The 22976-nt window shown below is 66.1% G+C and carries 21 protein-coding genes; 14 read left to right on the top strand and 7 right to left on the bottom strand.

Annotated elements, in window-relative coordinates:
• Positions 1-124 precede the first annotated feature (124 nt).
• Together SJY41_RS14200 and SJY41_RS14195 are read left to right on the top strand one after the other, a co-directional pair.
• Positions 125-1222 (top strand): L-dopachrome tautomerase-related protein, encoded by a 1098-nt coding sequence (locus SJY41_RS14200; protein ID WP_380782746.1) that lies wholly within the window; start codon positions 125-127, stop codon positions 1220-1222.
• Positions 1219-1947: a glycine betaine ABC transporter substrate-binding protein gene (locus tag SJY41_RS14195; protein WP_380782743.1), complete on the top strand. Its 729-nt coding sequence runs from the start codon at positions 1219-1221 to the stop codon at positions 1945-1947. Before SJY41_RS14200 ends, SJY41_RS14195 begins: the two co-directional genes overlap by 4 nt.
• Positions 1948-2059: 112 nt before the next feature.
• Here SJY41_RS14195 and SJY41_RS14190 read toward each other — a convergent pair whose 3' ends face one another.
• Entirely contained in the window at positions 2060-2893 is an 834-nt protein-coding gene (locus SJY41_RS14190; RefSeq protein WP_380782742.1) for an alpha/beta fold hydrolase, read from the bottom strand.
• A gap of 140 nt (positions 2894-3033) precedes the next feature.
• Between SJY41_RS14190 and SJY41_RS14185 the strand changes: the two genes are divergently transcribed.
• The 3 genes from SJY41_RS14185 (at position 3034) to SJY41_RS14175 (ending at position 7797) form a co-directional block, all read left to right on the top strand.
• Positions 3034-5793 carry a PAS domain-containing protein gene (locus SJY41_RS14185; protein WP_380782740.1) on the top strand — a complete coding sequence of 920 codons (2760 nt, stop codon included), beginning with the start codon at positions 3034-3036 and terminating at the stop codon, positions 5791-5793.
• A 344-nt stretch (positions 5794-6137) separates the two neighbouring features.
• Positions 6138-6650: a hypothetical protein gene (locus tag SJY41_RS14180; protein WP_380782738.1), complete on the top strand. Its 513-nt coding sequence runs from the start codon at positions 6138-6140 to the stop codon at positions 6648-6650.
• A gap of 247 nt (positions 6651-6897) precedes the next feature.
• Positions 6898-7797: an NmrA family NAD(P)-binding protein gene (locus SJY41_RS14175; protein WP_380782736.1), complete on the top strand. Its 900-nt coding sequence runs from the start codon at positions 6898-6900 to the stop codon at positions 7795-7797.
• A gap of 130 nt (positions 7798-7927) precedes the next feature.
• Here SJY41_RS14175 and SJY41_RS14170 read toward each other — a convergent pair whose 3' ends face one another.
• On the bottom strand, positions 7928-8197 hold the full coding sequence (locus SJY41_RS14170) for a hypothetical protein (RefSeq protein WP_380782734.1): 270 nt from the start codon (positions 8195-8197) through the stop codon (positions 7928-7930).
• On the opposite strand from SJY41_RS14170, the gene SJY41_RS14165 reads away from it, so the two are divergent.
• The 9 genes from SJY41_RS14165 to SJY41_RS14125 all read left to right on the top strand — a co-directional run bounded on the left by SJY41_RS14165 (position 8183) and on the right by SJY41_RS14125 (position 17815).
• Positions 8183-9613, top strand: coding sequence for a hypothetical protein (locus tag SJY41_RS14165; protein ID WP_380782732.1), 1431 nt, complete (start codon positions 8183-8185; stop codon positions 9611-9613). The genes SJY41_RS14170 and SJY41_RS14165 overlap by 15 nt on opposite strands.
• Positions 9614-9812: 199 nt before the next feature.
• Positions 9813-10532 (top strand): cysteine hydrolase, encoded by a 720-nt coding sequence (locus SJY41_RS14160; protein WP_380782730.1) that lies wholly within the window; start codon positions 9813-9815, stop codon positions 10530-10532.
• A gap of 143 nt (positions 10533-10675) precedes the next feature.
• Positions 10676-11506 (top strand): alpha/beta fold hydrolase, encoded by an 831-nt coding sequence (locus tag SJY41_RS14155; RefSeq protein WP_380784154.1) that lies wholly within the window; start codon positions 10676-10678, stop codon positions 11504-11506.
• Positions 11507-11749: 243 nt separating this feature from the next.
• Positions 11750-12238, top strand: a complete 489-nt coding sequence (locus tag SJY41_RS14150) for a DUF2721 domain-containing protein (RefSeq protein ID WP_380782728.1) — start codon at positions 11750-11752, stop codon at positions 12236-12238.
• Positions 12239-12436: 198 nt separating this feature from the next.
• Positions 12437-13078, top strand: a complete 642-nt coding sequence (locus tag SJY41_RS14145; RefSeq protein ID WP_380782725.1) for an ATP-binding cassette domain-containing protein — start codon at positions 12437-12439, stop codon at positions 13076-13078.
• Positions 13075-14466 carry a hypothetical protein gene (locus tag SJY41_RS14140; protein WP_380782723.1) on the top strand — a complete coding sequence of 464 codons (1392 nt, stop codon included), beginning with the start codon at positions 13075-13077 and terminating at the stop codon, positions 14464-14466. Before SJY41_RS14145 ends, SJY41_RS14140 begins: the two co-directional genes overlap by 4 nt.
• A 126-nt stretch (positions 14467-14592) precedes the next feature.
• A complete protein-coding gene (locus SJY41_RS14135; RefSeq protein WP_380782721.1) occupies positions 14593-15060 on the top strand; it encodes a (2Fe-2S)-binding protein in 468 nt (155 codons plus the stop codon).
• Positions 15057-17192 (top strand): molybdopterin cofactor-binding domain-containing protein, encoded by a 2136-nt coding sequence (locus SJY41_RS14130; RefSeq protein WP_380782719.1) that lies wholly within the window; start codon positions 15057-15059, stop codon positions 17190-17192. Before SJY41_RS14135 ends, SJY41_RS14130 begins: the two co-directional genes overlap by 4 nt.
• On the top strand, positions 17189-17815 hold the full coding sequence (locus SJY41_RS14125) for an Isoquinoline 1-oxidoreductase subunit (RefSeq protein WP_380782717.1): 627 nt from the start codon (positions 17189-17191) through the stop codon (positions 17813-17815). Before SJY41_RS14130 ends, SJY41_RS14125 begins: the two co-directional genes overlap by 4 nt.
• A gap of 165 nt (positions 17816-17980) precedes the next feature.
• Here SJY41_RS14125 and SJY41_RS14120 read toward each other — a convergent pair whose 3' ends face one another.
• The 5 genes from SJY41_RS14120 to SJY41_RS14100 all read right to left on the bottom strand — a co-directional run bounded on the left by SJY41_RS14120 (position 17981) and on the right by SJY41_RS14100 (position 22713).
• Positions 17981-18898: an alpha/beta fold hydrolase gene (locus SJY41_RS14120; protein ID WP_380782714.1), complete on the bottom strand. Its 918-nt coding sequence runs from the start codon at positions 18896-18898 to the stop codon at positions 17981-17983.
• A 4-nt stretch (positions 18899-18902) separates the two neighbouring features.
• A complete protein-coding gene (locus SJY41_RS14115; RefSeq protein WP_380782712.1) occupies positions 18903-19352 on the bottom strand; it encodes a hypothetical protein in 450 nt (149 codons plus the stop codon).
• A complete protein-coding gene (locus tag SJY41_RS14110) occupies positions 19343-19840 on the bottom strand; it encodes a RidA family protein (RefSeq protein WP_380782709.1) in 498 nt (165 codons plus the stop codon). Before SJY41_RS14110 ends, SJY41_RS14115 begins: the two co-directional genes overlap by 10 nt.
• Positions 19841-20206: 366 nt before the next feature.
• A complete protein-coding gene (locus tag SJY41_RS14105; RefSeq protein WP_380782707.1) occupies positions 20207-21919 on the bottom strand; it encodes a thiamine pyrophosphate-dependent enzyme in 1713 nt (570 codons plus the stop codon).
• Positions 21920-22275: 356 nt separating this feature from the next.
• Positions 22276-22713 (bottom strand): hypothetical protein, encoded by a 438-nt coding sequence (locus SJY41_RS14100; protein WP_380782705.1) that lies wholly within the window; start codon positions 22711-22713, stop codon positions 22276-22278.
• Between the last annotated feature and the right edge of the window lie 263 nt (positions 22714-22976).

Here is a 22976-nt window from a genome sequence, read left to right as displayed (position 1 = left end):
TGGCGCGCCCATCCATTGGTAGGGGGAGCGGCCGATGGACCCATGCATGAGCGCATGGCGGGCATACCAAGGCGGCCATCCCGGATTCCGAGCCGGCCTGCCATATTGATGGCAGGAGAACGCCATGTCCAAACGATCGATCGCCCTCGGGATAGTAGCCGCAACGACGATGGCGGCGGTGCCTTCCACCGGCTGGAGCGCCACCCCCCATCCCAAACTGGTCCGGGTGGCGCAGAGCCGCTCGATGATCTGGAATGCTGTGGCCGTGGACGGGAAGCGCATCTTCCTCGCCGGCCCGCGCTGGGCCGGCGGAAGCGGTCCGCAGCTCGCGCTTCTCGGCCCGGACCGCACGCCGCACGCCTACCCCGATACGGCCTGGAATGCGTGGAAGCCCGGACGCGACCCGGCGTCGGGGTTCGTGAACATCAACGCGATACGTCTGGACGGTCGTGGTGGGTTGTGGGTCGTGGACACGGGATCTCCCGAGTTCGGCGGCGACCCGCTGCCCGGCGGCGCGAAGCTAGTCCGCATCGCCCTGTCGACCGGTCGGGTCGATCGCGTGCTCCCTCTCGGCGCCGACCTCGCGGTGAAGGGCAGCTACGTCGACGACGTCCGGTTCAGCGGGAATCACGCCTATCTGACGGACGCGGGGCATCCCGGTCTGATCGTGCTGGATCTGTCGACGGGACGCGGCCGGCGGGTGCTCGACGGCCATCCTGCGACGGTCGCTCGCGATAGGCGACCGATCGTGCTCAGCGGCGAGATCGTCCGAGCGCCCGATGGCTCCCCGCTCAAGGTTCATTCCGATCCCCTCGAAGTGAGCCCCGACGGCGCCTGGCTGATGTTCGGACCCCTGGAAGGACCGTGGTCCCGTGTGCCGACGGCTCTTCTGAACGATCCCGCCGTCGCGCCGACGGCGCTCGCGGCGGCGGTCCAGCCCTGGGTCGACCTGCCCCCCGTCGGCGGCACGGTGATGGGCGCCGACGGCAGCCTCTACTTCGCCGAACTCGCGACCGACAGCGTCAAGCGGCGCTGGCCGGACGGAAACACCGAGATCCTGGTGAGCGATCCTGCGCTGCACTGGGTCGACGCTCCGTTCCTGACCGACGACGGCCGCTTGTTCCTCCCGGTTGCGCAGATGGATCGGGTCGCCCTTTTCCACGGCGGAAAGTCCCGAACTGTCTGGCCGATCACCCTGTACGAACTGGAGATCCCGAAATGAGCAGAATCCGCGTAGGTCACATCGATCTTGGCTTTCACGACGCGAGCGCCCTCGAAGTCGAGGCGGTGCTCAAGCGGCACGGGCATGACATCGAGCGCTCGGCCGCGCCGCACGAGGAGATGTTCCGTCGCATGGGGCGCGGCGAGATCGACATGCTCGTGTCGGCTTGGCTGCCGGCGAGCCACGGCGGATATCTGGCGCCCTTCGAGGAGGACGTGCGCAAGATTACCGTCCTGTACGAGCCCTACTGCATCTGGGGCGTGCCGAGCTACGTGCCCGAGACCGTGGTCGCCACGGTCTCCGATCTCCTGCGCCCGCATGCCCTGGACCGCATGGATCGCCTGATCCAGGGCATCAATCCGGGGGCGGGGATCAGCCGATTCTCGAAGGCCATCGTCGAGCAGTACGGTCTCGCCGCGGCAGGCTACCATTTCGAAACCGGCACGGAGGCTCAGTGCTTCGACCGGTTCGAGGCGGCGGTGGCCGACAAGCGGTGGGTGGTCATTCCCCTATGGCATCCGCAGTACCTGCACGCGCGTTACGAGATCCGCGCCCTTGCCGAACCGAAGGGGCTGCTCGGCGGAACCGACCAGGCGACGCTCATCATCCGGAAGGATGCGGAGGAGAAGGTGGGCACGGCGGCCCTCGACGAGCTTTCGAAGATGCACCTCGGGAACGCGCGGGTCAGTGAACTCGAGGACGTTCTGGTCCGCGCAGCCCGTTGACCGCGTGAAACGGGAAAACGCCCGGCCGCTAGAGCAGCCGGGCGTTTCTTCTGTCCCGTTTCTGAAGTGTTGGGGGCCGATCGCCGAAACGAGATCCGCCGTGGGGTGTTGCTCAGCCTTCGAGAAACAGCTTGGCGTGGGCGAGGAACAGTTCGGGATACTGGAAGTGGGCCGCGTGCCCGGCATCCGGGTACAGGATGAGCTGGGCGTTGGGGATGTGCTGTTCGAGATGATACGAGTTGATCGTCGGCAGCAACACGTCGTTGCTTCCGTTGACGACCAGCGTCGGCATCGTGATCGCCTTCAGGTCCTCGAAGCGCTCCCCATGCGACTGCAGCCAGTCGCGCCCGGCCGCCACCTGCGCCATGATCGTCTCGCGCCCGCTTGGCGGATCCCGGTCCTCCGTACGCGCCTGGCGGCGCTCCCAGAACGCTCGGCCGGCATCCTTGCCGGCCTCGGAATGACCGAAGAACAACCATAGGAAATCGTCGAGCGATGCGCTGCCCGAGGCGCGCTGCGACACTTCCGCCTGGTACGGAGTCGGGTCCCCGCCGCGCGGACTCGTGCCCGCCAGGATGAGCCGCCGAACCCTCGCTGGATTGGTCTTGGCGAGCGCCTGGGCGACCATGCCCCCCATCGAGAACCCGAGGAGATCGAACGTTTCAAGCTCGAGCGCGTCGACGAATTCCAGGATGCAGACCGCCATCTCCTCGATGGTCGTCGGCGTCGTCCCCGTCGAAGCGCCGACACCGGCGTTGTCCACGAGGATGACGTCGCGATCGGCGGCGAGGCCATCGGTGAGCAGCGGATCCCAATGGTCGAGGCCGCCGGTGAAGTGTTGCAGCAGGACGATGGGATGTCCCGTATCGTTCCCGAAGCGGCGATACGCATATCGTGTTCCGCCAGCTTCAACGAAGCGGGTCGGGGCAGAAGAATGGTGGTCCATGGTCTCTCTCCTCAGGTATAATACTTGAAGAAGAAGCGGTGCCGACGCGATATGGACGTCGGTAGGGGATGGCCGCCATGTCGGCGGCGAGGGAAACGAGGCCTGGCGCGTCGCCACCAGGGACATTCGGGACGAAGCGCATGCCGCAGAATTGGACTAGGCCCGTACTGCTCGTCGCGGCGACCCTGTTGGCGACGTTCGTGTTCGCGATCGACAGCATAGCGAGCTTCGAGTTCGCGGTCTCGATCCTGTACCTGGCGGTCCTCGTGCTGATCGCCCGCGTCGGATCCGGCCGCGAGGTGACGCGGGCGGCGGTGATCTGCACGGTACTCGCGGTCGTATCCTGGTTGCTTGTCCACGGTGCGGCGGCGACGCTTGCCAGCGGCTTGCGCCTGCTGTTCGCGTGCGTCGCCATCAACGTCACCGGCGCCCTGCTCGTGAGCCGCAAGACGCTCGAACTCGCGCGACGCGATGTCGAGAGCAGTCGCGCCGAGGTCGAGTATTTCGCGAACTCGGTCCCACAGATACTCTGGAAGGCCAACGCGCAGGGCGAGATCCAGTACTTCAACGCGCGGGTCACGGAGGTGACCGGCCTGGACCGCCGCTCGTCCCTGGATGCGCAGCGCTACATGGAGGCGATCCACCCTAATGATCTAGCTTCCACAGCGGAGTCCGTCGCGAAGGCCGTGGCGAACCAGGAGACGTCGAGCGTCTATGCGCGACTGCGGCACGCGGACGGCAACTACCGTTGGATGCACCTCTACGACCAGCCGGTCCGGTCGCCCATCACCGGCGAGGTGGAGCGCTTCGGAGGGGCCACCGACGTCCATGAGGAGATCGAGAGCAAACGGGAACTGGCGGAGCTTCGGATCGAGCTCGAACGCAGTCGTGCGGAACTCCAGAACTTCTCCGATTCCGTTCCGCAGATCCTCTGGCGCGCCACCCCCGACGCGCACGTGGATTATTACAACAAGCGGTACACGGAGATCATCGGGCGTGACTTCCGGGAGACGATCGAGCGGCAGGATTGGATCCGGGACGTCCATCCCGACGACCGCGAGATCTTTCTCGAGAAGGTCCGCGCCGCCTTCGCGGTAGGTGCCGAACTCCGCCACGACTATCGGCTTCGGTACGCCAACGGCGAGTATCGCTGGGTGTCGCTCGTAGGTCGGCCCGTCAGGTCGGAGGATGGCGAGGTCCTCCGCTATTACGGCGGCACCTCGGACGTCCACGAGGATGTGCTCGCCCGACGGGAACTCCAGCGTGTTCGCGCCGAGCTCGAGGAAAGCCGCGCCGAATTGCAGAACATAACGGATTCCGTCCCCCAGATCCTATGGCGGGCCGATGCCGACGGACGGGTGGACTACTTCAATCGAAGGTATGCGGATCTGACCGGGCAGTCCGTTGACGAGGCCGTCGGCCGGCAGGGTTGGCGGGACGTCGTTCACCCGGAAGACATCGAGCAGGCGTTCGCCGGATCGGTTGTGCTGCGGAGTGGCAAGAGCGAGGCGCGAAGCAGGTTTCGCATGCGTCACGCGGACGGGACCTACCGGTGGATGTCGCTCTACGCGCTGCCGATCTCGTCGGGAGATGGAACGCTGCTCGGCCGTTTCGGCGGAACCACGGACGTCCACGACGAGGTGCTGGCCGGCGAACAGGTCCGTCTCCTCACGGAGACCCTGGAGCAGCGCGTGCGGGAGGGGGCGGCGGAGCTTCTGGAACGCGAGGAGCGATACTCCGGTCTGTTCGACGTGAGCAACATCACCTTCGCGGAGATGGATTTCAGCGGCACGCGACCGATGCTCGAAGAGCTCCGCGCTTCCGGCGTCACCGACCTGCGGGCGTACATGAAGGAGAACCCGGACACTTTCGAGCGGTGCCTCGCGGCCATCCGGACGACGCGGGTCAACGACGCGCTCGCTCGCATGATGGGATACCGCGACGTCGCGGAACTCGTCGCCAATCCTCCGGCGCAGAATGCCGATGACGGACCGGACGTCCTGCTGCAACAGCTCGAGATGGGGTATTACGGCACCAACCACATCGATGGCCGGACGGTTCTGCTCGGCAAGGATGGTCGACGCATACCCATCTACTTCACGGTCAATCGGCTGGCGAACGATCTGCATGTCTCCAGTCACGTCGATCTGACGGCTCAGGAACGGATCGAGGAACTGAGGGTGGCGGCCAAGGAGGAGTTCGCGCGGGCCAACCGCGTCGCGACGGTCGGCGCCTTCTCGGCGTCGATCGCGCACGAGCTGAACCAGCCGATCTCTTCGATGGTGATGGACGGGCAGACTGCGCTCCGGTGGCTCCAGCGTGAAACGCCCGACATCGCCGCGGCGGCGCGCAGTCTGGAGCGTCTGACGAAGACGACGCAGCGCGTCGCGAGCATCGTCAAGCGGACACGTGACAGCATCGTCGCGGGGCGGCGGGTCCAGCAGCCGGTCGACCTGTGCAGTCTGGCGGCCGAGACCCGGGATCTGCTGGAGCGCGAGATGCGCCTCGCCGACGTTACGCTCGAGATCAACTGCGACGAGGGCCTGCCCACCGTGCCGGGGGATCCGGTCGATCTGCAGCAGATATTGGTCAACCTCGTGTCGAACGCGTCGGACGCCATGCGGGACATGCCGGGCGAGCGAAGGATATCGCTCGACATAGCGCGTGCGGAGAGTGGCATCTGCGTCGAGGTTTCGGACACGGGGCCCGGCATTCCGGAGGACGACCTCGAGAAGCTGTTCCAGCCGTTCTACACGACCAAGGCCACCGGCATCGGGATGGGGCTTCAGATCTGCCGATCTGCCGTCGAGGCCCTCGGCGGTGATCTGACGGCTCGAAACCGGGCGGGGGGCGGCGCGATATTCGCGTTTACGCTACCGCTGTTGTCGCCCGAAATCTGACGGCATGGCGGCCGAAGACCTAAAAAAGGGAGAAGCTACGATGTTTCGCGCGACGGTGACGCGTGATTGACGCGAAGACCGCCGGTTTGCCCGATCTTCTCGCTGCGTTTCCCGACTTCGACGAGCTGGATCTGCGAAGCCGATGCAGGACCGAACTTGCGAACCTGCCGTCGTCCTTGCTGGCCGCGTTGAACGCCGATGCCCTATCGCGATCCGACGAGGTCCAGAAGGCAGTCGGATTTTGGGCTCGTGACAACACGGAGATGGTCGAGTTGCACGTCGCCCTTCAGTCAGGCGATCGTTACTGGGCTTTGGAAGACGGACTGGCTCGCGTTCGCACGAAGATGGCGCGCACGGCCGACGTCGATGACAGAAGTCCCTCTGAACGGGAGAAGGCGGCGGTGGAGAAGGTCGCAGCTTTCGAACGGAGCTGGCCTACACTGGAATCGGCGTTCACCCCGCTTGTCGGCATGACGATACCGATGGTCTGTCGGGGTTTCGCATTGCCTTCCGCGGACGTCGCTCGGTGCCTGGAGATCGGCACGGTCTGCACCTGGTCGACCATGCGGGCCTGTACGATCTCCCCCGACTTCGTGCCGTTGTTCTTCGCCCATAAGCAGCACCGCGCACGTGTCGCCGACGGAACCGAAACCACGGGCGTGATGCTACGCGTGCGGCTCGCCAATCCGATCGATCCGATATTGATGTGGGCAGGCGCGGTGAAGGGCTCGGCGACTTACAACACCTACGATTGGCAGGCCGAGATCATCACGCCGCCGGGCTTTCGCTTTCGGATCGAACGAACCGTTGCTTCGTCGAACCCGCGGCTGCTCGTGATTGAAGCGACCCAAGTGTAGGCGGGAATGGTCGAACGGGTACGGTTCGATGGTTTGGTGCATGGTACCGAACCTAGTCTGCGCCGCGTTTTGCTCCGCTTGCCCGCTTCGAATCGTCGGCTCCATGAGGACGGTGCCGTTCGTCCGTATCACATGGTCTTGGGCTCGGCCTTTAGAGCGCTACTGCTCGATCACCGAGCCCATACCGACGTGCGGGATCCAACCCGTCAATCGCCTTGCTACTTCGACTTGCACCGCAAACGGGACATTGGCGATCGATATGCACACTGGAAACAATCGTCGGCGGATAGCCGTGGCTGGTGCAACCGGTCGGGTCGGAGCAGCCCTTCTGAGAGGGCTCGCCGAAGATCCCGTCGACGTTGTCGCCCTGACGCGAGGTCACCAGACTTCATTGCGGACCACTACGACGGATGTCGCTGTCGTAAACTTCGACGATCCCTCCACTCTTGCCAAAGCATTGCGCGGGGCCGACCGCTTTTTCCTCGCGCATGGCACCTCCGATCGGCAGGTCTCGAACGAGATCGCGCTGATCGACGCTGCGGTGGCGGCCGGGGTCACGCACATCGTCAAGCTGTCCGCGATGGGGCCTCCGACCGAGTTGCACCCCTTCGACTGGCACATGAGGATAGAAGCCCACCTTGCGACCTGTGACATCGGCTACACGGTCCTTCGACCCGGATCGTTCATGACGGTGCTCGCACGGGCTGCGGCGCCGGTCGCCTCCGGCTCGTGGGGCGGTGCCGCCGGCGACGGGCGCGTCAACCTGGTCGATGTCCAGGACGTCGCCGATGTCGCGCGCGCATCGCTGCTCGAGACGCGCTTCGCCGACTCCCAGCGGGCGTATCACCTCACGGGCCCCGCTGCGGTCAGCATGCCTGAGGTCGCCGACGAGCTGTCGCGCCTTCTCGGCCGCGCGGTCGCGTATCAGCATCGTACGGTGTCGGAGCATCGCGATGCGCTGGCCGCGTCCGGTGTGGACGGCATGGTCGCCGATCTCCTGCTCGGTCTCGACAGACTCTTCCGGGAATCGGCGTTGGCGGAAACCACGAGCACGGTCTTTGATCTGACGGGCAAAGGGCCTGTATCAGTCGCGGACTGGCTGCGCGTAAACCTCACGGCCTTCAGCGGCTCGTCCGAGCGGGGATGAAGGCCTGCAGTCTGGAACGGAAGCTCTCCCCGCGCCGTGCGCTGGACTAATGGGCGCCAGGGCCAACGGTGGAGGAGAGACGGCACGGACGCGGACGATCGTGGCGCATGACCTTCCAGCGTCGGTCGCGCTATAGCACCCCATGGTCATCCGAACCCGCACCGACTTCATCCCTCTCGACCGGACCTTCCACGATCTCAAGGCCGAAGCCGAGGGCTCCGATGACGTCGGGATGCACCGGATGTTCGGGGGCAGTGCCACCGGTTGGAAAGAGCTGCAGTCGGAGCATCGTGTCGTCCTTCTCGCCGAAGCTGGTGCAGGCAAGACCGAAGAGATCCGGCAGGCGGCGTTGAGACTGCGCGAAGGTGGTCAGGCCGCGTTCTTCATGCGCATCGAGCATGTGGTCGACGATTTCGCCGACGCCTTCGAGGTCGGCGACGCCCCGGAGTTCGACGCATGGATCAAGTCCACTTCCGAGGGATGGCTCTTCCTCGACTCCGTCGATGAGGCTCGGTTGCGAGACGCCAAGGATTTCGAACGCGCGATGCGCCATGTGGCGCGGCGTATCGAACCGGCATTGCAGCGTACCCACCTGTTCATAGCGAGCCGCGCTAACGCCTGGCGGCCGGCGACCGACCTCACGTTCTGCGCTGGACGGTTTCCCTATTTTCCCAAGATTGCGCCGGTGGACCCCGTCGGCGACTATGGCGACTGGCTGGCCAGCGCCGGACCGGCTCCCGAGCCGCGCGAAGTCGTCGAGCGACCGCCATTTCGCGTGGTCGCGCTAGATGACCTTTCGCCGCGTCAGATCCGGACCTTCCTCCAAGCGCGAGGCGTGGCCGACGCCAGCGCGTTCCTCGACGCCGTGGAACGCGCGGATGCCGGCATGTTCACTGCAAGGCCGCAGGACCTCGAGGAGTTGACCGGGTTCTGGAGGCAGAGCGGCAGGATCGGATCCCGATTGGACATCATGCGTGCAAGCATCGATCGACGTCTCGTGGAACGCGACCAGGACAGGGCCGAAGCGCAACCCCTTTCCCCTGAGCGTGCGCGGGAAGGCGCCCGTCTATTGGCCGCTGCCGCCACCCTTATGAGGCAGCCGCTGATACGCGTTCCCGACGGCGCGCAGGCTGGCGAGGGGCTGCGCGTCGAGTCCGTCCTTACGGGCTGGGCACCAGCAGACTGCATCGCGCTGCTCGCTCGACCTGTCTTCGACGAAGCTATCTACGGCGCCGTCCGGTTCCACCATCGTTCGGTACGCGAGTATCTGGCGGCGGAATGGCTTGCCGGGCTGATGCACGGGCAAGGCTCTCGCAGGCGGGTAGAGCAGCTTTTCTTCAAGGAGCAATACGGCGTACCGGTCATCGTACCGGCGTTCCGGCCGCTGCTTCCCTGGCTCGTGCTGCTCGACCAGCGCATCCTCGACCGTACGCTCGCTGTCGCACCGGAAGTCATCTTCGAAGGGGGCGATCCCAGGCAGTTGCCGCCCGAAACCCGACGGCGCGTTCTACGCGACGTGTGCCGCGAAATGAGCGAACCGGCGCACGGCCGCTCGTTCGCGGACTATGCGGCGGTCCAGCGCTTCGCCGGGCCCGACATCGCCGACGAGATGCGCGAGCATCTTCGTGCGCACTCCGCGAACGATGACGTGGTCTACTTCCTGATGCGGATGATCTGGCACGGCGAGATCAAGGCACTCCGGGCCGAAGCGAAGGACGTGGCCCTGACTCCCTGCGAGAAGTACGCGCGGATGGCTGCATTCAAAGCGCTCGCCGCGACCGGTTCGGTCGGAGCCGATCGCAAGACACCATGTTGAACGCCGCCATACCTGAGCATTGTCGGTATCCAACCGCTTCGATCGCCATCGTGGGCAGCGTCTTCGCGCACGCGCCTGACCCCATTGCCTCCCTTGGTATGGGTATCCGCCTCCACTCGTAGAATGTTCGCAAGCGACCTGACGAGGCAGAGATCGGGCAACGGCCTTTTCGGTCGGCCCATGCTGCCCGGAGGCATCCATGTCCTACACGCCAAGCAATCCCGCATACGCGGACCCGGTCGATCCGGCCCTGCCACCGAGCACGTTCCAGCTCGACATCGCGCGCGTCGCGCTCGTCGTCACCGATCCGCAGATCGACTTTCTCGGACCGACGGGCGCGGCCTATCCGGTGTTCGCGGAGAGCATCGCGGAGCAGGGGACTGTCCCGAACCTGCAGCGGCTCTTTGAAGCCGCGAAGCGGTTCGGCATCCCCCTGATCATCTCGCCACACTATTACTATCCGCACGACCACCGTTGGACCTTCCAGGCTCCGGGCGAGGCGATGATGCACAAGCTGGGCATGTTCGAGCGCAAGGACCCGCTTTCCGTCGAGGGCTTCGCCGGTTCCGGCGCCGACTGGCTTCCCGAGTTGAAGGACATGATCGACGACGGACAGACGGTCGTCTGCTCGCCGCACAAGGTCGCCGGGCCGCAGACGAACGACACGCTGTTCCAGCTGCGCAAGACCGGTGCCACGCAGGTGATCCTCGCGGGCATGGCCGCCAACTTCTGCGTGGAGTCCCATCTGCGCGACTTCGTCGAGCACGGCTTGGAGGTGGTGGTCGTCCGCGATGCGACGGCGGGGAGCAAGATTCCGGAGGGCGACGCCTATGCGGCGGCGCTGCTGAACTTCCGCTGGCTGGCGAACGCCCTGTGGTCGACCGAGGAGACGATCGCGAACCTGGAGGCGGCACGGTGAACGTCGCCGATCTCGACTTCGCCGCGCTGCTCGATCCAAACCGGCGCCAGCTTCTCGGCGGCATGATCGCCGCCGGTCTCATCGCGGGTGCGCCTGCGCTCGCCGCCCCGTTCGGGGCCAACCTCTCAATGGGAGAAACGACTATGGCAATCTTCACGACCAAGGACGGTACGCAGATCTTCTTCAAGGACTGGGGTCCGAAGAACGCGCAGCCGATCGTGTTCCACCATGGCTGGCCGCTGAGCGCGGACGACTGGGATGCGCAGATGCTGTTCTTCCTCGGCCACGGCTTCCGCGTCATCGCGCACGACCGCCGCGGCCACGGGCGCTCGACGCAGACCGATACGGGCAACGACATGGACACCTATGCGGCCGACGTGATCGAACTGACCGATCACCTGGACCTGAAAAACGCCGTGCACATCGGTCATTCGACCGGCGGCGGCGAGGTCGCCCGCTACGTGGCCAAGGCCAAGCCCGGCCGCGTCGCAAAGGCCGTCCTGGTAAGCGCGATTCCACCGATCATGGTGAAGTCCGACAAGAACCCCGGCGGCACGCCGATGTCCGTGTTCGACGGGTTCCGGCAGGCGCTCGCCGCCAACCGCGCGCAGTTCTACCTCGATGTCGCCAGCGGGCCGTTCTACGGCTTCAACCGCGAGGGCGCGAAGATCTTCCCGGGCACCATCCAGAACTGGTGGCGGCAGGGCATGATCGGTGGCGCCAAGGCGCACTACGACTGCATCAAGGCCTTTTCCGAGACCGACCACACCGACGATCTGAAGGCCATCACGGTGCCGACGCTCGTGCTTCACGGGGACGACGACCAGGTCGTTCCGATCGCGGACGCGGCGCTCCTGTCGGTCAAGCTGCTGAAGCACGGCACGCTGAAGGTGTACAAGGGCTACCCCCACGGCATGCTGACCACGCACGCTGACGTCCTGAACCCGGACCTGCTGGCCTTCGTCAAATCCTGACACACGCCGTGCTCGTCACCGCCGGGGTGGTCGCGCCGCCGATCGAAACCAGAAGGTGGAGCGAGCGCATCCCTCGGGATTGAACAAGGGCCATCGGGCCATGATCGCCGGGCACGTCTCACGCGACGTGTCCGTCGATCATCGCTGCCGGCACGATGGGGCACGGGCGGATCGCCCTGTCCTCGCTTTCCAGGCCCGGCGGTCAATCGGCGCGACGTCGCCAGCCGATCATAGGTAGGTCGCATGTCCGTTGGAGATCCGTTGGATGCCGTCGCGACGGCCCACGTCGTTCAGACCGCGCTAGCCCCGGTCTTCATGCTTTCGGGGATCGGTTCCCTCTTGAACGTGTTCGCGACCCGGCTGGCACGTGTCGGCGACCAGGCCGACCAGCTTGCCGAGGAGCAATGCGATGAACCGAACGCGTTCCGGCTGCGCAGTCTTCGACGTCGGTCGCAGGCGCTGGACGCCGCCGTGGTGGCGGCCGCTCTCGCCGCCGCGATGACATGCGCATCGGTCTTCGTGCTGTTCCTCGCGGCGCTGCTCGACCGACCCGAGGCGGCACTCCTGTTCGCTCTCTTCGGGGGCGCCATCCTGCTGACGATGCTCGCGATCCTCTGCTTCGTCGTCGAGATGATGCTTGCCGCGCGCGGCGTGCGGCGAGCCGTGGACAGGACGATCTCGACCATCGTCGACGACACCGGCGCGAACCCGTCCGCATCAAGGGAAGGGTGAGGAGCACCATTCGATCCGCCGCACTGGACCTGCAACTTTGATCCGTGGGCAGTGACCGATCGCGGTCCTCGGACCGCGCCAGACGATGATCCGGCAAGCTCGAAGGCCGTATCGTCCCGGCGGCATGCGAGCCCATACCAAGGTATGGGTCGGTCGAACGCGCTTGCCTGAGTGTGTTGCAGATGTAATGCACCAGGCATGACGACATTGGAATTTAGCGGCGTTGCCAAGTCCTATGGCCGCAAGTCGGTGCTGGCCGACGTCAGCGTCACGTTCGCGACGGGTCTGACCCTGCTCACCGGGCCGAGCGGTGCCGGCAAGTCCACGCTGCTGCGCATCGTCGCGAGCGCCGAAAGGCCGGATCGTGGCACAATATCATGGGACGGCGTTCCGCTGCCGACCGCCCGCACGGCGCTGCGCCGCACGCTCGGCTACGCACCGCAGGCCGTCGATCTGCCGGAAGACCTGACGGCCCGAGAGTTCGCTTTGCACATGGCGGTGCTCAAGGGCCTCGACCGAAAGGCGGCCGACTTGCAGTTCGGTGCCATCACGGAGGCCATCGGGCTGCATGCAGACATCAACAGACGCATAGCGACGTTTTCGGGCGGCATGCGGCGACGGCTGATCTTCGCCCAGGCGTTGCTCGGCGCACCGCGGCTGCTGGCGCTCGACGAGCCGACCGCGGAGCTCGACGGTGAGACGGCACGGCAGGTCGGCCGCCTCATCCTTGAGCAGGCGCGGACCGCCGCCGTGGTCATGACCACGCATCTGGCCGAAGAGTTGGCCCCTGAGGCCAGTGCGATCCTGCGGGTTGAGCAGGGGCGGGTCACCTCGGCATGACGACCGCGATCGTCGCGCGCGCATCGCTCGTCACCAGTCTGACGCGCTACGCGCGGAGTTGGGGACTGTGGCTGCTGCTCATTGCCGGCCCGGTGGGCGCGCGCTTCATGGTCGCGCGGGACGATGGCTCGGGCATCCAGATCGCGGTGGGCAGGCACCTGCCGGTGATCACGTCGTCCGTGCTCGGCGTGTCGCTAGGCATCGTCGTCTCGGCGCTGCTGCTGCCAATCGGGTTCCTGTATCTCCGCTCGAACGTGACGCGACGTCAACCTTGGCAGGTCGAGGAGGTGACCGCCGCGTCGCGCATGGGCATCGCACTGGGGCGGTTCGCCGCCGATGCCATCGTCCTGCTCGGAATGCTCGCCACTCTTACCGTGGCAGGGTGGTTCCTCGGCTGGCTCATCGTGCCGGGACCGCTGGACGTGGTACGGATCACTTGGCCACTGTGGCTCATCGCCGCTCCCAGTCTGATAGGGCTCGCAGCGGTCAGTCGTCTGCTCGATACGCTGCCCGCGACCCGGCGCGGCCTGGGTGACTTCGTGTTCTTCCTTCTGTGGATCGCGAGCATCACGATGCCGGCGGCGGTCGCCGATCTGCCGTCCAGCCTGACCAGCAACCTCTACGATTTCCCCGGATACGTCAGGCCGCTGGTCGGACCGGCTCCGTTGCAGGGACAGGACTTCATGGTCGGCAGCAGCAACGACATCCTGCCCGGCCGAGTCTCGCTCGACGTGATGGCAGGCATCGAGGCACCGGGCTACGTCGCGTCGCGCGCCGTCTGGACGTTGGTGGCGCTGGCGATCGCGGTGTTGGCCGGACTGCTGCATCGACCACACGTCCGCCCTCGTCCCGGGCGGATCGGCCCGATGCTGACGCGCATCGTCGCGTCCGGTGCGCCGCCTGCCGTTACGAGCGATGCGCCGCCCGCTCGACTGGTCGCGGCACCGGTGGCGGGGCTCGTCGGCGGCGAGTTTCTCCTGATCGGGGCCGGGCGGCCGTTCAGGCTGCTTGCCGCATGCGTCGCGCTCGTCGGCGTTGCCGGGGACTATAGGCACATCGGCAGCCCGGCGGCGTTGCTGCTGTTGATCTTCGCCCTCGTTGCCCATGCCGGACGCAGCGAGTCGCTCGGGCTGCTGTCGCTGACGCGCATGGCGGCGCTCGGTCCCTGGAAGCGCCGGGTCGCGTTCATCGCGGCGGGGTGCGGATGGGGTATCCTGCTCGCGCTGCCGGCCGCAGTCGTTCGGCTTTCCCCCGATCCACTGCTGCTGACCGTTGCCGCCGCGGCGGTCGCTTCCGCTGTAGCGATCGGTCTGGCGACCCTGAGCCACAGCGCCTTCGCGGCACGGCTGTCGTTGCTGATCATGTGGTACGCCTTCCTGTCCACCTGATCGCCCGAGGGTTGTCTGCAAGGGGAGCGGCCACGTGATTTGAAGGACCCCATCCCGAAGTATGGGGTCCGGCCGATGGACCGCGATGCTAGCCTGCCGGCTACAATGCCGAGGGGGGCCTTCGTAGTGAGCACCGACTTCATCCTGAACGGCAAGCCTGCCAGGTTCGACGGCGATCCCGACACCCCGCTGCTGTGGGTATTGCGCGACACGCTGCATCTCACGGGGACGAAATACGGCTGCGGCGTCGCACAGTGCGGTGCATGCACCGTCCATCTCGATGGCAGGAACCGGCGGTCCTGCGTGACCACCGTCGGCAGTGTCGCGGGTAAGGGCGTGACCACGATCGAGGGGGTCGGCGGCACGACGGCCGACGCCTTGAAGCGTGCGTGGGTCGCGATCGATGTTCCGCAGTGCGGTTTCTGCCAATCCGGGCAGATCATGTCGGCGCTTGGCCTGCTTTCGGTCAAACCCGATCCCACCGACGACGACATCGATCATGCGATGACCGGCAACATCTGCCGTTGCGCGACGTATCTGCGGATCCGGCAGGCGATCAAGGACGCCGCCGCCAGCACGAAGGCTGCGGCATGACTCCCGTCACCACGCGGCGCCAGTTCATCGGGTCGGCGGCATTGGTCATCGGTCTCGCCCTGCCGGCGGGGCGGCGGGCTGCCGCCGCGGCACCGTCCGCACCGTTTTCGCCGAATGCCTTCGTCCGCATCGCCGAGGACGACACGGTCACCGTGATCATCAAGCACGTCGAATTCGGGCAGGGACCGTCCACCGGTCTCAGCACGATCGTCGCCGACGAACTGGACGCCGACTGGTCGCAGATGCGGATGGAGTTCGCGCCGGCCAATGACGCGCTCTATAAGAACCTGCAGTTCGGGACGATGGGCACCGGCGGCTCGACGGCCATGGCGAACAGCTGGATGCAGATGCGCAACGCCGGCGCCGCCGCTCGCGCCATGCTGGTCGAAGCTGCGGCCCGCCGCTGGCGCGTCCCTGCCGCGGAAGTGAGCGTGTCACGCGGCGTCGTCCGTCATGGTCGCAAGAAGGCCAGCTTCGGTGAATTGGCGAGTGCAGCCGCGCGCCTGCCAGTGCCGGAGACGCCGACGCTCAAGACGCCGGACCAGTGGACGTTGATCGGCAAGGACACGCCCAAGCTCGACAGCTCGATGAAGTCCGACGGGTCGGCGATCTTCACGCTGGATGTTATGCGCCCCGGCATGGTGAATGCGGTCATTCTCCATCCGCCGGCATTCGGCGGCAAGGTCGTTTCCGTCGACAAGTCGGCTGCTCTCGCCGTGCCCGGGGTGCTGGCTGTGGAGACCATTCCGCAGGGCGTGGTGGTCTACGCCAAGGGGACCTACCCGGCACTGAAGGGCAGGGCGGCGCTCGAAGTCGACTGGGACCTTTCGCAGGCGGAGACGAGATCCAGCGAAGCGCTGATCAAGGTGTGGGCCGCCGCTGCGGCCACTCCCGGCACGCAGGCCGAAGCGACCGGCGACGTCGATGCCGCGTTGAAAGCCGCTGCCAAGACGATCGAGGCGCAATATGTCTTCCCCTATCTCGCTCACGCGCCGATGGAGCCGCTCGACGCGGTGATCGAGGCCAAGGACGGCCGGCTCGACATCTGGATGGGCAGTCAGTGGCAGGTCGGTGAGACGAACGCGATCGCCAAGGCGTTCGGGATCGCGCCGGAGAAGGCAACGCTGCACGAGCAGTTCGCCGGCGGGTCGTTCGGCCGTCGGGCCACCCCCAACATGGATTTCGCGACGGAGGCGGGCGCTGCCGCCGCGGCGTACCGTGACGCTCCGGTGAAGTTCGCGTGGACCCGAGAGAACGACATCCAGGGCGGCCGCTATCGCCCGCTGTTCGTCCATCGCCTGCGCGGCGGACTGGACGCCGCCGGCGAGATCGTCGCGTGGGACCAGGTCCTCGCCGGCCAGTCGATCGTCATGGGCTCGCCGTTGGAGGCGTTCGTCGTGCAGGACGGCGTCGACTCGACCATGGTCGAGGGCGCTTCCGAAAGCAGCTACGCTTGGCCGAACCACCGGGTCGGCGTCCATGTCATGCAAAGCGCTGTGCCGCCGCTATGGTGGCGCTCGGTCGGCAACACGCATACCGCCTACACCGTAGAGACCTTCCTCGACGAGCTGCTGGCGCTTGGCGGTCGGGACCCGGTCGCCGGGCGCCTCGCGAGGATGAAGGACGCGCGCGCCAAGGCGGTGCTCGTCCGGGTGGGCGAGCTAGCCGACTGGGGCCATGCGCCGCCTGCCGGCCACGCCTTCGGCGTCGCTCTGCACAAGAGTTTCGGAACCTACGTCGCGCAGATCGCGCAGGTTTCGCGCCGCGCCGACGGACTTCCGCGGGTGCACAAGGTCTGGTGCGCGGTCGATTGCGGCGTTCCGATCAATCCGAACGTCATCCGCGCCCAGATGGAAGGCGGCATCGGCTTCGGACTCGGCCACGCGCTGTACGGCGATCTGACGCTCGGCGACGGGGGACGCGTCCTGCAGAGCAATTTCCACGACTACCGCTCGCTGCGGATCGAGGAGATGCCGGCCGTCGAGGTCGCCATCATCGCGTCGTCGGAAAAGCCGACGGGCGTAGGCGAACCTGGCCTGCCGCCGACCGCCCCTGCGGTCGCCAACGCCTGGCGCCGCCTGACTGGACGGGCGGTGCGCCGACTTCCCTTCGCGCATGGAGAAAATGCATGAAGCGTCCTGGGCCCGGCTTGCTCGCGTTGATGACGACCACGCTGCTGCTGCCGATCGCGGTCTACGCGCGCGGCGAGCGGGACGGGCACGGGGCGTTGCGCCCTGCCGCCTCGTTCGCCGAGATCCGTGACCCCGCCGCGCGCTCGGTGGCCCTGTTCACGGAGATGGGCAAGGTCATCCAGAGCCCACGCTGCATGAACTGCCACCCCCGCAGCGATCGTCCGACGCAATACGACACCCTTACGCCGCACCAGCCCGCGGTGATGCGCGGACCCGAAGGGAAGGGCGTGGCGGGGCTGGAGTGCGCGACGTGTCACGGTCCGGCGAACGTCGATTTCGTCAATGGAACCGGCAGCATTCCCGGCAACCCCAACTGGCATCTGGCTCCGATCGAGATGGCCTGGCAGGGCAAGTCGCTTGCCGAGATCTGTCGTCAGATCAAGGATCCGGCGCGCAACGGCCATAAATCCCTGGCGGATCTCGTGGTCCACAACGGGACCGACAAGCTGGTCGGGTGGGGCTGGCACCCCGGTAAGGGTAGGACACCAGCACCCGGCACCCAGGCGGAGTTCGGCGCGCTCACCCAAGCCTGGATCGATACGGGAGCGAAGTGTCCGTCCTGAGCGGTTCACTTCTCCTCGCCTGTCCGTGACGTCGCCGGCGAGCACCCGGCAACACCCAAGCGCGGTGCCTGTACGGGGCGAGGCTCATACGCGGTCAGCGCCAGGTGAGCGTACCGCGCCGCCGCCGCTGGACGAGGTCCCGACCGTGGTCGCGCGGGGACGCCGTCAGCCGTGCTCGCGGAGGAACGCGACCGTCGGAGCGAGAACGGCTTCGGCGGCCTGACGTTGGGGGAAGTGGCCGAGTTCTGGGAGTACGACCCTGTCGTACGGGCCCTCGAAGAACCCTTCCTTCGCCTCGGAGGTCGATGGGGCGTTGCACGGATCGCTGCCGCCGTGGAGCACTAGCGTCGGCACCCGGATCGTTGGAGACGCGGCGATCTTCCGCTCCATGTCGGCACAGCTTGGATCCTCGGCCGCGAGACCCCAGCGGACGCGGTATGAATGAAGCACCACGTCGGCCCAGTCTGGGTTGTCGAAGGAGGCGGCCGTGGCGGCGAACTCTTCGTCGTCGATCGTCCAGCCCGGGTTCCAGATGTTCCAGATGTACCGCGTGAAGGCCATCCGGTCATCACGGATGACGGCTTCGCCTCGAGGCAACGCCATCAGCCAGTGATACCAGTAGTTTTGCGTTTGTTGGAACGAGAGCTGCTGATCGGGAGCGTTCGTGCCCCAGCCCACCGACAGTGCCGTGCAGGATGTGATCCTATCGGGCGCCAGGTTCGCCGCGATGTAGGCGGCTCGCGCGCCCCAGTCGTGACCGATGACGGCGAACCGTGCGAGCCCGAGCGCATCCGCGGCTTCGAGCACGTCTCGGCCGAGCGCCGCGAGTTGCCCGGAACGCATGGCCGCGTCGTCTCGGAATCTGGTCGGGCCGCAGCCTCGCAGATATGGGGCGAACGTGCGGTAGCCGCTCGCGTGCAGGCGGGGCAGCGTACGGTCCCATGTGCGCGGGCTGTCCGGCCAGCCGTGCAGCAGCATGACGGCGGAGCCATCAGCAGGTCCCGACACCTCGACCGCGATGTCCAGCTGTTCCGTGGAGACGATCCGAAGTCCGTTCTCCTCATCGCGCGCCTGCACCGCCATGGGCTCAGTCCCCACTCTTGAGCCGACCCGTCGTCGCCGCGTCGAGCTCCAACGGGCGGTTGGGACTGTCAATGAACTCGACCGTCACGAATGCGATCGGCGTGTCGCCGATGTTGGTCAGATCGTGCACCATCGACGACCCGCCGGAATAGGACAGGTGCAGGGTCTCGCCGCGCTCGTATTCGTACAGCCGGACGCTGCCGTCGCCGTAACGCGATCGCGCCTTCCCGGGCAGCAATGCCGTCCAGAAGTAGTCGAGGACATGACGGTGGAACGGGAGGCGCTCGCCCGACTCGAGATGGATCATCCAGACGCGCACCAGATGCGTCTCGGATACCAGTTGCTGGCCGACCCGCCCGTTGAACTGGTTCGCCTCTAGCTCGCGCAGGGCAGCCTCGGTCCAGTCGTCGGGAGCCTCGGCGAACGTGTGCGCCTTCACATCGGTCAGTGGCATGGCATGATCTCCGCCCATAGGTAGATGAGGCAAGCGCAGTCGAGTGGCATCTCGGGATTGGTCGCGATCGCGCGGGAATGACGGCCGCGCTCGCCAAGGACCGCGTTCAGCAGGTCGGAAGCTCCGTCCAGCACCCCCGGCGTTTCGATGAAGCCCGGCGCGACGTTCAGCACGCCCTCGACGCGGACCAGCCGGACGATCCGGTCCGGCGATCCGGCGGCCTTCACGATCTGCGCGAGGCCGAAGAGGGCGGAGAGGCGACACGCCGCATAGCCTTCCTCGGGCGAAAGCTCCCGGCCGATCTTTCCGCGGTAGGCGAGGATGCCGTCGGGCGCCCAGGGCAGCTGGCCCGACGTGTAGACCATCGTTCCGACGATCGAGAAGGGATCGTAGTGGGATACCGCAGGCGGCGCCTCGGGCAGCGTCAGGCCGAGTTCCGCCAGGCCGCGCTCGATCGTTCCTGGGGATATTGGCGTTGAGGCATTCATGCTGCTCTATCCGATCGCGTCGCCGAAGCGCCGCATTGAAATGTGTCGTTCCGCCGGCCGATCGGTTCCCATTCGAGATCGAGCGGCTCCGGGCGACGCTGCCAGCTGCACTTCGTGACACCATGCGTTCCTGGACGTTGGCTCGCCGCGACGGGCGCCTATTGGCTCAAGCATTCGACTGGTCTCCCTGCTCCGGAGCATCGCAAACGGATGCTGACCGCGCCACGGCCACATTCGCACGCCCGGCATGCACGTATGAATGACCGTGAGGATCGGCTCCCGCCGGGCTGTGATGACCCGGCGGAAGCGGTTGGGTCTTCCATGCGGCATGGAGCCGGTGCTCGGCCGTCGCAGGGGACGGCTCGCCTAGCGTATGGCTCCGCTCACCAGACCGAGCACGTCGTCAGACTTGCCCGCGAGCACCGCCTTAGCGGAGTACAGGGCGGTGCCGAACACCTGGCTCGCCGCGACCTTCGGCGGCATGACGAGTTCGAAGCGATCGGTCACGACATCGAGCAGGGCGGGGCCCGGTTCGGCGAGCCACTGCCGGACCGCGTCGTCGACGTCGCTCGATCGTTCGACACGCCGGCTCCAGAATCCCAGGGCCTGCGCCACCTGCGCGAAGTCGGGGTTCTTGAGTTCGGTGAACGCCTCGAGCAGCCCTTCGACCTTCTGCTCCAATTCGACGAAGCCTAGCGTGCCGTTGTTGTAGATGCAGACCTTGATCGGGATGTTCTCCTGGACGGCGGTCAGCAGGTCGCCGAGCAGCATCGCGATGCCGCCGTCACCGGACAGGGAGATGACCTGACGGTCCGGGAACGCGGCCTTGGCACCGAGCGCCTGAGGCATGGCGTTCGCCATGGTGCCATGCGTGAGCGATATGATGGTGCGGTTGCGGCCGGTCGAGGGGACGTGTCGCAGGCACCAGACCATCGGCGATCCGCCGTCGGCCGTGAACACGGCATCGGGCTCCGCGTGGGCTGCGATCGTCTCGGTCAGGTACTGCGGGTGGATGGCGTGCCTGTCGTCGGCGATCGCATGCTTCCCCTGTGCGGCCACGGCCCGCGACCGGTGCTTCAGACACTCGTCGAGGAAGGCGGTGTTCTCCTTCGGCTCGACCAGCGGCAGGAGCGCCTCCAGGGTCTCCTTCACGCCGCCGACAACGCCCATGTTGATCGGATGCCGGCGACCCAGATGGGTGCCGTCGATGTCGATCTGTATGATGTTCGCATGCTCGGGGTAGAACTGACGCCACGCGAAGTCGCAGCCGAGCAGCAGCAGCGTGTCGCATGTCATCAGGGCATGGTAGCCGGCTTCCGAACCGAACACCCCGGTCATGCCGACGTCGAACGGATTGTCGTACTCGAGGAAGTCCTTGGCGCGCGAGGTGTGGGCGACCACCGCCGACAGTCTCTCAGCCAGCTGCACCACCTCGTCATGCGCGCCCGCGCAACCCGAACCGCCGTAGATCGCGATGCGCTCGCCTTCGGAGAGCATCGCGGCGATGTCGATCAGCTGGTTGGCGGACGGGATCACGCGCGGCTCGGCGCGGTGGACGGCGAAGGCCGGCTCGTCCGGCGCCTTCGCCTGCGAGACGTCCGCCGGAACGATCAGCACGGCGACGCCCTTCTTCGCGAGCGCCGCCTGAGCGGCCATCGCCGTCATCCGCCTGGCTTGCGCGGGTGTGCGGATCTCTTCGCAGAAGACGCTGCAGGACGAGTAGACGGCCTTGAAATCGACCTCCTGCGGGAAGTCGAACCCGAGCTCGTCACGGACGATCTGGCTCGCGATCAGGACAACCGGAGCCCGGTTCCGATGACTTTCGAAGAGTCCGTTGATGAAGTGCAGACTGCCGGGGCCGCAGGATCCCGCGCAGATCGCCAGTTCGCCGGTGAGCATGGACTCGGCCCCGGCCGCGAAGCCCGCCGCCTCCTCGTGCCGGACGTGGACCCAGCGCATGTCGCTCTTACGGATAGCGTCCGTGACGTGGTTCAGCGTGTCGCCGGGAACGCCGTAGCATCGCCGCGCGCCGGCCTCCCGAAGCGTGTCGATGATAACCTGGGCGACGGTGTGGGACATGGGGGACTCCTCGGGCGAAAGCGTCCCCGAATGTAGCAGCCTCGACGGAGCGCCCCATCATACGGTGGTATCGGGGAGCCTCGCCCAACGGACATGCGTCGTGCGTGCTGACGCCCGGCCGATAGGCATCTACCGCGAGAATGAGAGGAAGTGACTTGGGTGGCTTTACCCCCTCCGCGACAGCCGCCCCGAACGGCCGGGCATACACGGCCGTTCAGTCCGCCGATGTGCCCGATCGAGTGTCAAATAATATCTCGGCGCAGGGCGCTCGTCGCAATGGAGGCTGATCACCTTATGCCCCTAAAGGCGCGTGAACGTACGGTGTCGCGCAGCCGAACGCCGGAACCAGCTGTGCTCTAACGCTTCTTGCAGGTCGCGTCGACTATCCAAGTATTTCTATCGACCCAGCTTTTTGTGCCGAACGCTCGGCTCGACCAGTGGATGCTGAGAGCGTCTGGCTGAAATTCGATGAACTCGACGGAGGCATCTTCGTCGAGGCTGTGATAGGTCTCGACCTGGAAGACGTACAGGATTGGCGGCTGGCTGGCTTGATTTGAGACGTGCACGGGAGTCGGGTTGGATTTGGGTGTGATTGTGCCGCCATCCAGATCAATGCCGAAATCCTCCCGATAAGGTGACGTGCCGCCTACCGGCACTACATCATGGTCGGCCGTCAGCTTCGCCGCTACCTTTGTCCCACTGCAGACGATGTCGTAGCGCGTGTCCTGCGCGTCAGCTGGGATGGCTACCAGCATTGCCAACGTTGCAAGCAGTGCACTTACTGACTTTTTCATCTTTTACCCTTTGCTTGACGGGTCCGCAGATAATCGGGGTGCGCCTTTCGTCTTGGCAGACTTGCGCACTTGAACCATTATCGTTGAACGTAGCCCGGTCTGGACATGACAGGAAGACGTAATCGAGGCCATGATGCCGGAGGGCAGATGCGTACTGCAAAGCTCACTCGAGCGGCGTTGCTGACAAGCACAGTTCTTGTCGCGTTTTTTCTATCAGGAAGCCCGACTACCGCCTCCGAAAGAAAGGCCTCGTCGGCCGCGCC

It is taken from the genome of Sphingomonas sp. R86520, assembly GCF_042466285.1.
Lineage (GTDB): Bacteria > Pseudomonadota > Alphaproteobacteria > Sphingomonadales > Sphingomonadaceae > Sphingomonas.
Note: the sequence above shows the minus strand (reverse complement) of the source record. Positions and strands in the feature narration are given on the sequence as shown.

What these genes read in the sequence shown, in the direction of transcription:
- SJY41_RS14190 (WP_380782742.1), bottom strand. Translation starts at nt 2,893, where the DNA reads ATGGACCACCATTCTTCTGCCCCGACCCGCTTCGTTGAAGCTGGCGGA.
- SJY41_RS14150 (WP_380782728.1), top strand. Translation starts at nt 11,750, where the DNA reads ATGTCCGTTGGAGATCCGTTGGATGCCGTCGCGACGGCCCACGTCGTT.
- SJY41_RS14195 (WP_380782743.1), top strand. Translation starts at nt 1,219, where the DNA reads ATGAGCAGAATCCGCGTAGGTCACATCGATCTTGGCTTTCACGACGCG.
- SJY41_RS14170 (WP_380782734.1), bottom strand. Translation starts at nt 8,197, where the DNA reads ATGCTCGATGCGCATGAAGAACGCGGCCTGACCACCTTCGCGCAGTCT.
- SJY41_RS14200 (WP_380782746.1), top strand. Translation starts at nt 125, where the DNA reads ATGTCCAAACGATCGATCGCCCTCGGGATAGTAGCCGCAACGACGATG.
- SJY41_RS14125 (WP_380782717.1), top strand. Translation starts at nt 17,189, where the DNA reads ATGAAGCGTCCTGGGCCCGGCTTGCTCGCGTTGATGACGACCACGCTG.
- SJY41_RS14145 (WP_380782725.1), top strand. Translation starts at nt 12,437, where the DNA reads ATGACGACATTGGAATTTAGCGGCGTTGCCAAGTCCTATGGCCGCAAG.
- SJY41_RS14155 (WP_380784154.1), top strand. Translation starts at nt 10,676, where the DNA reads ATGGCAATCTTCACGACCAAGGACGGTACGCAGATCTTCTTCAAGGAC.
- SJY41_RS14140 (WP_380782723.1), top strand. Translation starts at nt 13,075, where the DNA reads ATGACGACCGCGATCGTCGCGCGCGCATCGCTCGTCACCAGTCTGACG.
- SJY41_RS14110 (WP_380782709.1), bottom strand. Translation starts at nt 19,840, where the DNA reads ATGAATGCCTCAACGCCAATATCCCCAGGAACGATCGAGCGCGGCCTG.
- SJY41_RS14130 (WP_380782719.1), top strand. Translation starts at nt 15,057, where the DNA reads ATGACTCCCGTCACCACGCGGCGCCAGTTCATCGGGTCGGCGGCATTG.
- SJY41_RS14165 (WP_380782732.1), top strand. Translation starts at nt 8,183, where the DNA reads ATGCGCATCGAGCATGTGGTCGACGATTTCGCCGACGCCTTCGAGGTC.
- SJY41_RS14100 (WP_380782705.1), bottom strand. Translation starts at nt 22,713, where the DNA reads ATGAAAAAGTCAGTAAGTGCACTGCTTGCAACGTTGGCAATGCTGGTA.
- SJY41_RS14185 (WP_380782740.1), top strand. Translation starts at nt 3,034, where the DNA reads ATGCCGCAGAATTGGACTAGGCCCGTACTGCTCGTCGCGGCGACCCTG.
- SJY41_RS14105 (WP_380782707.1), bottom strand. Translation starts at nt 21,919, where the DNA reads ATGTCCCACACCGTCGCCCAGGTTATCATCGACACGCTTCGGGAGGCC.
- SJY41_RS14120 (WP_380782714.1), bottom strand. Translation starts at nt 18,898, where the DNA reads ATGGCGGTGCAGGCGCGCGATGAGGAGAACGGACTTCGGATCGTCTCC.
- SJY41_RS14115 (WP_380782712.1), bottom strand. Translation starts at nt 19,352, where the DNA reads ATGCCACTGACCGATGTGAAGGCGCACACGTTCGCCGAGGCTCCCGAC.
- SJY41_RS14160 (WP_380782730.1), top strand. Translation starts at nt 9,813, where the DNA reads ATGTCCTACACGCCAAGCAATCCCGCATACGCGGACCCGGTCGATCCG.
- SJY41_RS14180 (WP_380782738.1), top strand. Translation starts at nt 6,138, where the DNA reads ATGGCGCGCACGGCCGACGTCGATGACAGAAGTCCCTCTGAACGGGAG.